Origin of the sequence: Polaribacter cellanae (genome assembly GCF_017569185.1) — a bacterium.
Taxonomy (GTDB): Bacteria; Bacteroidota; Bacteroidia; order Flavobacteriales; family Flavobacteriaceae; genus Polaribacter; species Polaribacter cellanae.
This window is the reverse complement of sequence record NZ_CP071869.1, coordinates 428,112-442,712: the sequence shown is the minus strand read 5'-3', so window position 1 is coordinate 442,712 and position 14,601 is coordinate 428,112. Positions and strand designations below refer to the sequence as shown.

Annotated in this window: 11 protein-coding genes; 1 reads left to right on the top strand and 10 read right to left on the bottom strand. The window is 25.8% G+C overall.

The genetic code is table 11. The annotated features are described in order from the left end of the window. Nucleotides 1-4: 4 nt before the first annotated feature. A complete protein-coding gene (locus J3359_RS01960; RefSeq protein ID WP_208079077.1) occupies nucleotides 5-1,189 on the top strand; it encodes a lipoprotein N-acyltransferase Lnb domain-containing protein in 1,185 nt (394 codons plus the stop codon). Here J3359_RS01960 and J3359_RS01955 read toward each other — a convergent pair. From J3359_RS01955 to asnB, 10 genes are all read right to left on the bottom strand, one after another. Further along, complete coding sequence (locus J3359_RS01955) at nucleotides 1,169-2,548, bottom strand: exopolysaccharide biosynthesis polyprenyl glycosylphosphotransferase (RefSeq protein WP_208079076.1); 1,380 nt, start codon at nucleotides 2,546-2,548, stop codon at nucleotides 1,169-1,171. The genes J3359_RS01960 and J3359_RS01955 overlap by 21 nt on opposite strands. A 122-nt stretch (nucleotides 2,549-2,670) precedes the next feature. Then, a complete protein-coding gene (locus J3359_RS01950; RefSeq protein ID WP_208079075.1) occupies nucleotides 2,671-3,885 on the bottom strand; it encodes a glycosyltransferase family 4 protein in 1,215 nt (404 codons plus the stop codon). A gap of 5 nt (nucleotides 3,886-3,890) precedes the next feature. After that, nucleotides 3,891-5,201, bottom strand: a complete 1,311-nt coding sequence (locus J3359_RS01945; protein WP_208079074.1) for a phenylacetate--CoA ligase family protein — start codon at nucleotides 5,199-5,201, stop codon at nucleotides 3,891-3,893. Nucleotides 5,202-5,207: 6 nt separating this feature from the next. After that, nucleotides 5,208-6,218, bottom strand: a complete 1,011-nt coding sequence (locus J3359_RS01940; protein ID WP_208079073.1) for a glycosyltransferase family 4 protein — start codon at nucleotides 6,216-6,218, stop codon at nucleotides 5,208-5,210. Next, nucleotides 6,211-7,557, bottom strand: coding sequence for an O-antigen ligase family protein (locus tag J3359_RS01935; RefSeq protein ID WP_208079072.1), 1,347 nt, complete (start codon nucleotides 7,555-7,557; stop codon nucleotides 6,211-6,213). The genes J3359_RS01940 and J3359_RS01935 overlap by 8 nt, the downstream gene beginning before the upstream one ends. A gap of 14 nt (nucleotides 7,558-7,571) precedes the next feature. Next, nucleotides 7,572-8,717: a glycosyltransferase gene (locus tag J3359_RS01930; protein WP_208079071.1), complete on the bottom strand. Its 1,146-nt coding sequence runs from the start codon at nucleotides 8,715-8,717 to the stop codon at nucleotides 7,572-7,574. Further along, nucleotides 8,681-9,709, bottom strand: a complete 1,029-nt coding sequence (locus J3359_RS01925; RefSeq protein WP_208079070.1) for a glycosyltransferase — start codon at nucleotides 9,707-9,709, stop codon at nucleotides 8,681-8,683. The genes J3359_RS01930 and J3359_RS01925 overlap by 37 nt, the downstream gene beginning before the upstream one ends. 201 nt (nucleotides 9,710-9,910) lie before the next feature. Further along, a complete protein-coding gene (locus J3359_RS01920; RefSeq protein WP_208079069.1) occupies nucleotides 9,911-11,500 on the bottom strand; it encodes a glycosyltransferase family 2 protein in 1,590 nt (529 codons plus the stop codon). Between the two features lie 8 nt (nucleotides 11,501-11,508). Further along, nucleotides 11,509-12,891: a hypothetical protein gene (locus J3359_RS01915; RefSeq protein WP_208079068.1), complete on the bottom strand. Its 1,383-nt coding sequence runs from the start codon at nucleotides 12,889-12,891 to the stop codon at nucleotides 11,509-11,511. Then, nucleotides 12,891-14,600 (bottom strand): asparagine synthase (glutamine-hydrolyzing), encoded by a 1,710-nt coding sequence (gene asnB, locus J3359_RS01910; RefSeq protein WP_208079067.1) that lies wholly within the window; start codon nucleotides 14,598-14,600, stop codon nucleotides 12,891-12,893. Before asnB ends, J3359_RS01915 begins: the two co-directional genes overlap by 1 nt. Between the last annotated feature and the right edge of the window lies 1 nt (nucleotide 14,601).

Below are 14,601 nucleotides of genomic sequence, written 5' to 3'. Positions count from 1 at the left end.
TTTCATGTATAAAAGACTACTACTTCTGCTTATTTTATGCTCTCTATCAACAGTTACTTATTGTCAATTAAAACTTTCAGTTTATTCGGAAGTTTCTATTGTAACAGCAGGACCTGGAAGCGAATTGTACGAAGCTTTTGGTCATTCTGCAATTCGTGTAAAAGATCCACTTTTAAAATTAGATTTAATTTATAATTATGGAATGTTCGATTTTAATGCTCCTAATTTTTATATCAATTTTGCACAGGGAAAATTATATTATAAATTACAAAGCTATGATTTTAAATATTTTCTTAGAGGTTATCAAATTGAAAAACGTTGGGTAAAACAACAAGTTTTAAATTTGAATCAAGCTGAGAAACAAGCATTTTTTATGTATTTACAAAATAATGCACGTCCTGAGAATGCTACTTATTTATACGATCCTTTTTTTAATAATTGTGCAACCATATTAAGAGATATAACCACATTAATATTAAAAAACAAAGTTAATTTTAAGGCTGTTTCTCTTGAATCTTCTGGTAAAACATTAAGAGAATTAATGAATGCTGAAATACCACACAACACCTGGGGTAATTTTGGAATTAATTTAGCTACAGGAACTATTTTAGATAAAAAGAGAGAAGTTACAGAATATATGTATTTACCTGATTATGTATTTAAAAACTTTAAAAATGCAACGATAAAAATAGCAGGAGAAATAAAGCCATTGGTAGAAAAAGAAGAAACGCTCTTAAACTTTAAAGAAATTAAAAGTAATATTTTATTTTTCAATCCGATTTTGGTGTTTATTATTTTAGCTGTTTTGGCGTTTTTTATTACCTATAAAGACATAAAAAAGAAAACGAGAACCAGAAGTTTAGATTTTATTATTTTCTTTATTACTGGTTTAATAGGAGTTATTTTAGCTTATTTATGGTTGTTTTCTTCTCATAAAATTGTGCCAAATAATTTTAATATTTTATGGGCTTTTGCTCCTAATATAATTATGGCTTTCTTTATTTTTAAGAAAATTACAAAAATTTGGCTTCAAAAGTATATCTTGATTTTAATAGGTTTTATTTTAATGATTCCTATTCTTTGGATTGCTAGAGTACAATCTTTTCCTGTTGCAGTAATTCCGTTATTGATCTTATTTTTAGGAAGATATGTATATCTCTATACATTTTTACTGACCTCTAAAAAATAGAATAGTAGTTGCTGTTTTAATAAGTATTTTAAAGTCTAAAAAGCCGTTCCTTTCTTTAATATAATACAAATCGTATCTTAGTTTTGTTTCTTGTTCTTCGATGGTATTTGCATACGGATAATTCACTTGAGCCCAACCTGTTAAACCTGGTCTTACAACGTGACGAATTGCATAAAAAGGAATTTGATTTTCTAAATCTTGCACAAATTCTGGTCTCTCTGGTCTTGGACCAATAATACTCATATCGCCTTTTAAAATATTAAAAAACTGAGGAACTTCGTCTAATCTTGTATTTCTTAAAAATTTACCAAAAGTGGTTATTCTTGTATCGTTTTTTTGTGCCCAAATTGCTTTACCAGATTCTGCATTTTTAACCATAGAACGCAGTTTGTATATTTTAAAATGCTTTCCATTTTTACCTACTCTAATTTGAGAGTAAAATAAAGGGCCTTTATTTCCAAAAAAATTACCAATAAATATAAAAGGAATAAGGAGTATAAATATTATAATCCCAGAAACCGCAACAACTACATCTGTGGCTCTCAACCCAAAAAGATATAATCTGTTTGTATTATTTTTACTAAAATTAATATGATCGTAAAAATTGGAACCTAAATATTCTCTTGGTACTCTTACTGTTACATCTTCATAAAATTTACCAAAACTTACAATGTTTACTCCTTTTTCGAATAAATAAATTAATTCTAAATTTAAATTATTAACAATATTTGCAGACAAATTTTCCTTAGAAATAATTACTTCATTTACATTCTTGTCGATATCTAAATCCTTTAAACTTGTTTTAGAAATATCATGGAAACCATCTACGCCCTTAATTTCTTTATCTGAAAAATAGGCTTTTATATAATGAAAATTATCGTTATTAACTTGTTGCAACATTTTAGAAATTTTATTTGAATGTCCAACAAAAACTACGGTTTTAAAATATTTTGGAGAAAAAATAGTTAGTATATAAATAAATCTCCAAAGTATTACAGGTACTGTAAGCACTAAGAAAAAGTAAACAATTTGAAGCCTGTTTGCGGGTAATGAAGGAGAAAAATATGGTGTAAAAATGTAAAATACTGTGGTTGTAAAAGTAGTTAACACAATACTTCTTACAACTGTGTATCTATTATTAGAAACGTTTAAATTAAATAATTGAAATATTTCTCCAAAGATTAAATAATAAATAGTTAATAGTAATAACCAGCTTACAATATAAGGCTTGTTAAAATTAATATAGGTAAATTCTAAAAACTTCGTTGAAAAATAAATACTTAGAGTTATTATAAGAACATCTATTATTCTTAAAAATAATTTTCTCTCAGAAATATTAAAATAGTTTTTTTGAGACATTAATTACATTTAATTAATATTTATATTATTTGAGGGAAATTTTAACAAAAATAAGATAAATTACTAATTTACTGATTTGGTTTAAAAAAATAAGCTTAAAGGTTGAAAAATATTTAACTGTATTAAAAAAGATTTTCATATAAAGCACTTAGATTTAGGTAACTATGGTGTTTTACTACATACTTGTAACCTTTTTCACCAAAAACCTTTCTGTTTTCTTCTTTCATTTTGTAAAGTTCTAAAATACCATTTACAATAGCTTTAGCAGATTCAGGTTCTACAATAATGCCACAATTAGATAATTCCACTTGATCTTTTATGAACTCAGAAGATTCTAAAATTGGTTTTTTTGCTAACATATAATCGAAATATTTATTATATGAAACGCCATAATGATATAGAGGTGACTTATATCTACTTAAATAGCAAACATCAAAATAACTAAGCATATTTTGTACTTTCGATTTAGAAATTTTATCAATAAAGGTAATATTTAATGTGTCTTTAACTTTATTTTTTAATTCTTCTTTTAAATATCCATCTCCAACAATTACAAAATGAACATTTTCATTTTGTAATAATTTAGAAGCTTCAACAAAAAATTCCATTGCATTTGCTAAACCAATTGTGCCTGCATAGCCAACAATAAATTTATTTTTTGGTAATAAACGAATGATTTCTTGAGGAATTTTGTCTTTTTTGATTAAATCTGAATCAATTCCATTAGGAATATAATGTACTTCCTTATCGCTTTTCGTAATAGAATTTATATATTTTTTAGTATTTGGCAATAAAGAAACAATATAATCTGATTTATTATAGGCCAATTTTTCAAAAAAACTAAGAAGTTTTATAAACGGGTGGTATTTAGAATAGCCTTTTAAATACATTGGGGTTAAAGGCCATAAATCTCTAATTTCAAAAATTAATTTTTTAACTTTAAACTTACGTTTAAAAAAAATACCATTTAAAATAGGAAATATTGGCATTGAAGAAACGATAATTATATCTGGTTTTTCTAAAAGATTGGATTTAAGAAAAAATAATTTAAAAGTATAAATAAAATTACTTATTATTTTCATAAAACCAGTTCCAGAATACTTAGGTGTTTTAACCCAACAAAAATCTACATTCTCTTCTACTTTTTCTATAGTAAACCATTTTTTAGAAACCTTTGGTTGTTTTAAAAAAAGATGATTGTAGGAACCTGAAATAATTTTTACTTTATAATCTTTCTTTACCCAATATTTACTTAAAAGAAAATGTCGCTCTCCCCAGCCAGAATTTAAGTTTCCTGCTGTTTGATTAATAATCCAGATTGTTTTTTTCTTATTCATTATATCTATAAATACGATTTTATAATCTGAGGTTTTCCTGATTTTGAAGGTAAAATACTTTTTACTTCTTTATAATCTATTTTAAAAGAATTATCTTGTATGGATTGTTGTAACTTATTTGTAATAGTTGGTAATATATTTTTATTAAAACTTTCTGCCTTAATATATTCTATAAGTATGCCATCTAAGCTTTTCTGCACCACCTTAAATTGCTTAATATCAGAAATATACTCGAATACACCTGTAAAAGAATGTACTACTAATGTTTTTCCGTTTTTTGTTTTTACAATATCCGTATCTCTTCCAACAATTTGTTGCAATAATGGATAGTTAAATTTTCTATTAATTGGATATTTTTCTTTGGGTAAAAGAATACCTAAATCACCTATTTTATATCTAATTAGTGGCATTGCAAAACCATCTAATCTAGTAACAACAATATTTCCCATAATGCCATTTGGAACAGGATTATCATTATCATCTAAGATCTCTATATAGCATTGTGGAGATAATATATACATAAATGGTAAATCAAACTCTGCTCCTATTAAAAAACCCTCTGCAGACCCATAAGTATCATAAATCTTACATTTAAATGTTTTTTCTATATTTTTTCTATAATGATTAAATAATTTATCACCCAAACTTATTACAGATTTAAATTGAATATTTAAATTATTATTTTCTGCAACATTTGCAAAAACGTTTAGTGAGGATGCATAACCAACTAGTATATAGTATTTTTTTTTTGAGATTTTTTGTAAAATAGTTAATATTTGAACTTCTGAATGTGCAAAAGCACTTACATAAATTGTTCTAAATAAATAATCTTTAGTTTTTTTTAAAAAACCTCTATTTGGAGATATTCCTGTTTGTATTATTGGATTTCCTAATTTATAACCATACCATTCCCACCAATGTATTAAACCTGCTCTAAGTGTTGATAAATCACGAGAATTCATATAGACAGAAGAACTTACACCAGAAGAACCACTACTAGATATTTTAGTTAATTTTTTTATGTTTTCTGTAATTAATTTGTCTGTTGATTCTCTTAATTTTTCTTTCGTTAAAACAGGGAATTCCTTAAGACTTTTATATGGATTTTTTTCAACTAATTCAATATGATTATAAAGTTTTGTGTTATTAACAGCATGCGTTAAAATCTTAAATAAATTATTTTTTTGGAGTACTTCTAATTCTAATGTGTTTAATTGATCTATATTTCTCCATTTAATTAAATCTTTTTTAAAAGTTGATTTATTAAGGAAATCTCCTAAAGGAATAATTATTTTTTCTAAAAAATTATTATACATAAAATTCTATTTTAAAATAGATAACCATTTGTTTTTAACATTATTCCAACCAAAATTTTCCACTTCTTCTCTCGCTTTTGTTGCTAAGATAATCTTATTTGATTTTATTATCTTTATTATTTCACGTGCCATTTGTTTCGAATTCCCTTTCTCTACTAAAATTCCGTTTTTATTATTAGTTATTAAATAAGGCATACCACCAGCATTAGTAGACACTATTACTAACCCTAAAGCCATTGCCTCCATAACGCTTATAGGTGTATTGTCAAAATTTGTAGTATTTATAAAAATGTCATAAGACTCAGAAGCTTTATGCCATTCTTTTGAAGGAAGAGTTCCTGTAAATTTTACAGAACTTTCTAAATTATACTTAGAGACCATTTTTTTTGTTTGCTCAAAAGAATCATCAATTTCAGGGCCAACCATACATAATTTTGCTAAAGGAAATTCACTTTTTAATAGAAGTAGAACTTCTATTGCTAAAGTAGGATTATACAATTCTTTAAAAGATCTAACCCACAATAAGTTTGGTTTTAAAAAGTTTCTATATGTAAAAGTATACTTTTCAATTTCAATTGTATTAGGAATATAAACCACTTTAAAGCCTCTTTTTTCAAACTCACTTTTCAGGTAATTTGAAGGCGCTATATTTTTGTCTGAATTATTAAAAAGTAATTTAGAAATTCTTTGAGATTTGTCTAATCTATAAGGCAAATTACCTCCATGTAATATAGGTAAATATTTAATTCTATAAAATCTAGATAATTGAGATACTATAAAGGCAAAATAGAAACTTGTTGTACTAAAAGTGTCTATTAGAATGTAGTCTGTATTTCTCCTATTTTTAAAAATAGTAAAAATCATGTCAAATAACCTAACAATTTTATTCTTCTTATCTGACGATAATTTTAAACTAAATTTTTCTTCCCTTAATAAAAAACTTAATGTCTCTAATGTAGTTTTATATTTTGATTGCTTACCTAAGTTATTTCCGATATATAAAATATTCTTATTCATTTTCTATACTGGTATTGTAATCGTTCTCTTTAATTTTTATTAAACTTAAAGCATAAACTAATCCTGGAAATGCAATTCTCATTGCAGAATGATTAATTGTTAAAATCCAAAATAGGTAAAAAGAAATAATAAATGCTCTTTGTAAATTATTAAAATAAAAAAAATTTAATAAAGGAATAATCATAAGACCTACGAGAATTACAACCCCTATTATACCATGTTCTTCTACCAATCTTCCAGCTTCATTATGCGATGCAGCAGTAATTTTTTTATCACTTAATTCTCTTTTAAATTTCCCATTACCTACTCCGATACCTAATGGAGAAATTAAAAAACTATTCAATTGTTCTTCTAATATATCTAATCTCCCAGAGGTAATATCTTTTTTTTCAACACCAATCGCATTTTTACCTGCATACCTATTATCTAACATACCTCCAGTAATATTTGAAGTATAGACCCAAATAGCAATAATAAATATACCGCCAATTAAAAAGTAGTTGAAAAATAACTTTAAAGAACCTTTTTTGTGTAAGAAATAAAAAAAAGAAAAAAATATCATTGCTATAAAACCAGTAATAATACCTCCTCTTGAAAATGTTAACAAACCTCTGAAAATAAAGTATGCTAGAAAAAGAATGTCTAAAAATAAAAAACCCGTTAACTTCACTTTTAAAACTATAAATACAATAATTATAAATATTCCTACTCCAATGGCAGTAGCAACTTGATTTGGACCAAAGCCTCCAGATGTTTCAAAATTTGCTCCACCTCCAAAAACAATTTCACTTATTTCTGGTGTTCTAAAATATAGAAAAGCAATCATTGAGAAAATTGGTAGAATCATAAAATACAAACTATTTAAAATTGTCTCAATTTTTATAGGCCTTTTATAAAAATACAAAGCAGCAACTCCTAAAACAACAGGTCCACTTAAATTAAAAACTATGGCATTTCTAATAGATTCTCCATCTGGAACTTGTGTAAAAACAATTCCTAAAGTAAGTAGTAACAAATAAAATATATATTGAACTCCAAATTTTTGTTTAAACTCACCCAAAAAAATTCCTAAAATGAGTAAAAGAATAACACTATATTTTCCTGTTTCATAAAATACAAAACCTTTAGTCATCCTTATAAAAACCTCTGCACCTGCAATATACATTGCTAACAAAAAAGATTCTTCATTATTATTTTTAGCTTTCACAACAAAAAAAACACAAAATCCTATTACTCCTAATCCAAATGGTTTTGGAAACCATGTAAAAGTTGCTAAATAACCAATTATTATATGGATAGCTATTAGTAATAATTTATTATCAGTAAATTTATTAATCAAAATATAAAATAGTTTTATTCGATGTTAAAAATATCTTTTTTTACTCTTTTATTATAGTAAGAATACGTGAATTTTCCTGATAATTTATAATTAAAGTTTATCCAACTTAAAAATGTTTGGTTTTCTAATTTTAAACTTTCTTTTATTGCATTCATTAAATTTAGTGAGAAAGGTTTTTCTAATAAAAAACCATTCTTATTATTTTTTATATACTGTTCTATACAAGAAATATTAGATACAATTGGAACAGCTCCATAATTCATTGCTTCACCAATAACTTTAGGAAAACCTTCGCTTTTAGATGGTAATAATATAAAATGTGTTTTCTTATAAATATTTTTTACTTGATTCTTTTCTAGAAAGCCATGAAAAACTATTTTATACTTAATATTTTTCGATTCCTTTAAATATTTTTCTCTATCCAAACTATCCCCTACAAAATGTATTTCTCCTATTTTGGTTGAATCTATTTTTTTAAAAGCGTTTATAATATCATCAACACCTTTTTTTGAGGTTAATGCACCAACGAAACAAAAATTTATTGAATATGAAAGAGATTTATTTTTTAAAACTGTTTTTCCGTAAATTCTATCATTCTCATCTAAACAAGGGTTTTCGAAAGGTATAATATTTTTTTTATTTGAAAAACTTCCATTGATAGTAATTACACTATTACTTTTCATTTTTTTTAAAACTTCTCTTTGAAATTTATAAAATAAAGGAGCATTATCAATCCAACTTCCGGCATACTTGTGCCAAAATTTTTTCTTAAGATAAAATAAAGAAATAAACATAGCAATTAATGCAGGGTTAGAAGGGGCTCTAGTATGTATAAAGGTATGTTTTTTTACTTCTTTTAATATTATATTAAACATTAAAGGATAAGATGTTAATATATTTATTTTAGATTTTAAAGATTTACCTCCAACTTCTTTAAGTAAGATAGGTTTTATCTTATTATTAGAAATGGCAATATAAGAACCATTATTTTTTTGACTTATTTTTTCAAATCCAATCCAAGTGATTTCGTCAAAAATTTCTAGTAAATGATTTAGTTCCTTAACAACAGGACCAAACGCTCTAAAACCTTTTTCATTTCTTAAAATACCAGTATCTGATATTACTAAGAGTTTTTTATTTTTTGATATATTTTTAAACATTCATTTGTATATTTTTTTTCAGAATAATGTTTAGTATACAACTCTTCTAAAGCTTCAGTTTTATTATTTATTAAGTTAATTTTTTCTTGCCATTCATTTAAAATAAAATTTTTAATAAAAAAACTCGGAATCTCTTTTTTCAAATTTTGGCTAACTTCTCCTGTTTCATAAGATAAAAAAGGTAAGTTTTGAGCTAAATATTCAATTAAAACCAAAGGTCCACTTTCGGAAATCGAAGTCATTAACCCCAATTTAAATTGGCTTAGCAATGGTTGAACATTGTTGACATCATGAATAAAATGAACTTTATTTTTATAATTAGATTTGTTAATTAAAGCTAATAATTTATTGTAATAATCATAATCTTGAATTTTTCCAACAATTGTAAGTTCTTCATTCATTAATATTACTAATTGAATTGCAAATAGCTGATTTTTTATTGGTTTTATATTTCCTACGATTACAAATCCTTTTTTATCATTTGTAATCTCTAAATGTTTTTCTTTTATTACTATGTTGGTTAGTTTATAACTATTAAAAACGTTTAACCTTTCTTTTGCCCAATCTATTAACTCTTCAGAAACCCCTATATAATATTTTGGCTTTAAAAAAGTATTTAAATATTTAGGAATTTTTTTATCTGTTGAGTTTTTACCATAATGATCTTGTAAAACAAGTTTCGTTTTAATGTTAAAAATTAAACATATAAATTTAACATACTTAAAAACATGTATCATATGCACATGTAAAATGTCGTAGTTTCTTAAAATTTTTGAGAGTTTATAAGCCGTAAATAAATTAAACTTATTTTTTCGCTTAAAATCTATTTTATTAATTTGGGGATTTAAATATTTATACAAACCTCCTCTATTATCGAATGTTAATATCGATACTTCTACTTTTTTTGATTTATAAAGTAAATTCGTTAAGTCTATAAATACACGCTCTGCACCTCCAACTTCTAAACGATCTATTATTTGGAGAATTTTCATAATAATAATTTTGCTGGAACTCCTGTTAAATTACCTTTTTCTTTATCAAACAAAAGAACTATGTATGTAGGGACTCCTATCTTAATTCTATTACTAAGCTTTATAAAAATAAAAATACCAGCAAAAAACCGATTTTGCCAAGTGTAGACTAACTTTAAATATCTTACTGCAAATATTCTTTTAACATCTTTAATAAAATAATTAAATTGATTCATTTTTTTTATTTAAGATTTTTATTGCAGATTTCGTGTTTTTATTTGTCTTATAGATAGTATGTGGCAATAATAAAAAACCTATTAAAGTTTTCAACATTTTTTTTACAAAATTACCTCTTACAATAAAAGTACCTCTAATATTTAATAATTTATATTTTCGAACTTGTGTTTTCGAAAAATGCTTTAAACTTAAATAAATTTCTGAATAATGTAAAAAACGTCTCTGAAACAAACTATTTCTAGATGAAGAAAATGTTGTTTTTCGTACATTATGGCTTCTTAAACCTCCTCTACTTGCTCTTAGGTGAACAATTCTTAACTGATTATTTTTAACATTTAATGCGCCATTTTTTATACAACGTAAACCCAATTCTTCGTCTTCGCTTTGTAGTTGATTCATTTTTTCGTCAAAGCCACCAACTTCAATTAATAAATCTCTTTTAACTAAAACATCGTTTGTTGGAAATCCGTTTGATAATTCTATTTTTGGGATGTTTCTATTGATATAATTTGTACCAATCTCATCTGGGATTCCACAAGAAATATCTGCATTTAAATTATAAATTGTTTCTAAGTGCTTTTGTAGATAATTAACAGGAATTTCTTCCATATCGTCATCTAAAAACCAAACAAACTTATTCGTAGCTGTTTTTATGCCCAAATTTCTTGCAGAACATTGCCCTATTTTGTCTGTCTTTAAGTAAATAATTGGTAAATTTGAAAACTCTTCTAAAAAAGTAGTCTCTCTCTTTTCTTTTGGAGTTTGATCTACAATAATAATTTCATTTGGAGCAGGATTTAATTCCTGCAATTCCTTTAATTCATTTTTTAAAACTTCGTAACGTTCTAAAGTTGCAATAACTATTGAAGTAGAAATGTCTTTATTTACTAAAATATCTTCTTCTTTAGAATGTTGGAAAACTTTTAGTACTCCCTTTTCTTTTTTTGAAAATGTTTTGTAAAGCGAAATCGGCGAAATTTTAAATAAATTTGTAATGTATGTCCATAAAAAGGCTTTTGTATCAAAATTATTTCTGATAAACAATAGCTCTTCTTTTAATTTTAATGATGTTTTTTTAATTTCTATATTTTCTGATAAAATTGCTGAATATCTTGTGATTACTCCAGATTTCATTGCTTTATAACCAAAATCTAAACCTATAATATCTAAAGAATTTGAATATTTGGATGCATTTATAAAATCGAAAACACGCTTTTCAAGCAAACAACCTTTAAAGGTATTTTTCCAAGAACTGTGGTTTATTTTGTGATTGATAGATAAATGCAACATACTTGTAGGCTGAATAGCATCTAACAAAAATGGTTTCTCTTTTAAACCAACTTTAGATCCAATATGCCATAAATTACCCTTAGAATTAATCGATTTTTCTAATTGATTTTTGGCGGGCAAATTCCCAATAGATAAATCCCAAAATAAAATATGTGTCGCTTCTAATTTTAAAATGCTTTCTCTTGCATTCCATAAAGATTTCGTTGTATAAGAAATGGCTATTTTATGGCCAAATTCCCACTTAACATTATTTATATCATTAAAGACAACTAAAGTAATTTGCAAACTTCTATTTATTTTAAAAGTGAATTAAATATACGAACAAATGTATGTTTTTTATCCTTTTTTAGCTCATTTCCAAAAAATGAGTTTACTAAATCTTTTCTCTCTTTTTCTTTGTAAGAAGTATTCTTTAAATAAGTTATAATTTGTTCTTTTAACTTACCTGTACTTTTTACTAAACTTATCGCTCCACTTTTTACGATTGGTTTGTAATGATCGAATTCGTAAATCTTCTCATAATCGTTCGGATAAATGTTTTCATTTGGCGGATTAAAAGCAATATTTATAACTGGCTTGTTTAAAACTGCCAAATCTAAAGAAACTGTAGATGCTACATTAACACCCATAGAACAATGGTTCAATAAACTATTAAACAGTGTAATATCTTTTAAAGTTGGGGTTAAATGATTGAGTTCCCAAAAGTGATCTGGAATGCAAATATTAGGATTCGAATCTCTTAATTTATAATAGGCTGTATTATCGTCTTTTGCGTAAATTCTTACTACTAATTGAAGATTATCGTCTATTTTTCTTAATACTTTTTCTATTTCTTCAACAATTATATGCTCTTTAGGAGTGTAATAAGCCATGCCTGTGGAATACAAAATGATTTTCTTTTCTAAAGGAATCTTCAAAAAACGATATAGTTCTTCTTTAGAATCTATAAATTTTTCATTAAAATGAAAATCGAATTGTGGTGTTCCTGTCACAAACACGTTTTCTTCTTTTATAGTTGGATAAATTTTTAGTAAATCTCTCTTAATCTTATCATTCCATGTAAAATAAACGTTGTAAGTAGGAATAATTCTTCCTTGTGAAGTTAAATTATCCCAAGAAAAAAGAAAAGTTGCTGTTTTTATTTTTAGCTTTTTAACAGCATACATTAAATTTAAAGAAATTGAATTATGAATATGAGACGTGTTAAATACCAAATCTGGTTTTATCTTTAATAAAACATTTTCTAACTCTAAAACTTTGGGATTTTTAAAATTTGCACGTTCAAACCTTTCTGTTAATTTTACTAAAGCACTTTCAGATGTATAAAAAGAGGCAATTAATTTCCTAAATTTCCGAACAAGAGTAGATTTTATTGACTTTTTACTTAACAAATCGTCTTTTACGATTTTTAAATTCCCAGTTACAGAGTTCAGTTTATTCAAATGTGCAATTTGAAGAATTTTTAGCAACTCATTTGCATATTTATTTTGCTGAAGCTCTTCTTCTAATTCATAAAATTCATCACATTTAGCAACTAAATATTTTTTAATTTCTTTATTGGGAACCACAGAGAAAAAAAAGACTTTATATTCTTCTCTTAATGCATCTGTAATGCCAGAATACACAAAGTTTTTTATAGATTCTCCTCTTGGGAATATGATGATGATTTTTTTCATTAATTGGTATTCTCGTTTAAAATTAATGCTAAACTTAACCATTGCCAAATATGAAAACTAGAATCGTTATCTCCCTCTATATAGTTTTGCCATTCTTGTTCTAATTTATCAAAATCAAACCAATTAGAAAAACTACTTTCTTTAATTTTTTGTAATTTTATAGAAACAAAATCTTTTAAATCATTTCCTAACCATTCTCTTTGTGGTGTTTGTAAAGGTCTTTTTGGTGCGTATGTAATTGAATCGCTTAAAAATTCTGAAACAATATCTCTTAATACTTTTTTCTGAATTTCATTTTTAATTTTATATTCCAAAGGTTGTGCAAACGCAAATTCAACCAAATTATAATCTAAAAAAGGTTCTCTTAATTCTGTGCTACTTGCCATAGAAACCCTATCGTTAAAACGCAAAGCCCTTGGTATTTTTGTATAAAATAAATCTCTGTATTGTTTATTTAACAAATTGTCTTTAAATGGTTTGGGGTAGGTTGGTTTTTCTGCCAAAGCCAAAAATTCTTTTGATAGAACGTCTTTTTTAAAAGGCGATTTATTTACTCCTTGAATAATGTTTGTATCTTTTTTTTTAAGATAATAATCGTAACCTGCCCATTGCTCATCCATTCCTTGTCCATCTAACAAAACCAAAATATTTTCTTTTCTAGCTTGCTCAAAAATTTTAGCGTATGCTAAAGTTGGTATTCCTCCAAAAGGCTCATCTTGATAATGTGTTATTTTTTTGCTTAATTCTTCAACTTCATCTGATTTTAGAAGTATTTTAACCAATGGATTTTTTGTAATTCCAATCATTTCTTCTACCCAGGCAAGTTCGTCATACCTTTTATCATCCGTATAAAAAGTAAATGCTTTTATATTTTCGCTATTTTCTTGCTGATTTACAAATGCTAATAATGCAGAACTATCTAAACCTCCACTTAAATTAAAGCCTACAGCAACGTCTGATCTAAAACGCCATCGAATACTTTGTTTTAAAAGATTAGAATATTTAGATTTTACTTCTTCATATGTATATTTTTCTTGATATTTTTCAACTTCTTTTTCAAAGAAATACCATTTTTCAATTTTTGAATTCTTGTTTGAATATTCTAAATAGTGTCCTCCAGATAATTGAGAAATATCTTCCCAAAAAGTTTCGTTTGGCAATCCATAACTACCAAATGCAAAATAATTTGCCCAGACTTTTCTATTAGGAGTTTTTTGAAGTCCAAAAGCGTGAATTGCCTTTATTTCTGATGAAAAAATTAATTTATTGTCAATTTGTGTGTAAAAAAAAGGTTTTACTCCAAAACGATCTCTGGCAGCGAATAATTTTTCTTCTTTAACATCCCAAATCGCGAACGAGAACATTCCATTTAATTTATGCAAACAATCTTTGCCCCATTCTAAATAAGCAGCTAATAAAACTTCTGTATCGGAATTTGTTTTAAAGTTATAATTTAGTTCATTTCTTAACTCTAAATAATTGTAAATTTCTCCATTAAAAACTAAGTGATATCTGTTTGAATTATCTGTAAAAGGTTGGTTTGATGTTGCTCTTAAATCGATAATTGCCAATCTATTATGTCCTAAAACTACATTTTCTTCTTCCCAAATACCTGTATCATCTGGTCCACGATGTGTTTGAGAAAGTAGCATTTTATAAATACTTTCTTTCTGTATATTTTCTCCAACAACACCAGCAATTCCACACATT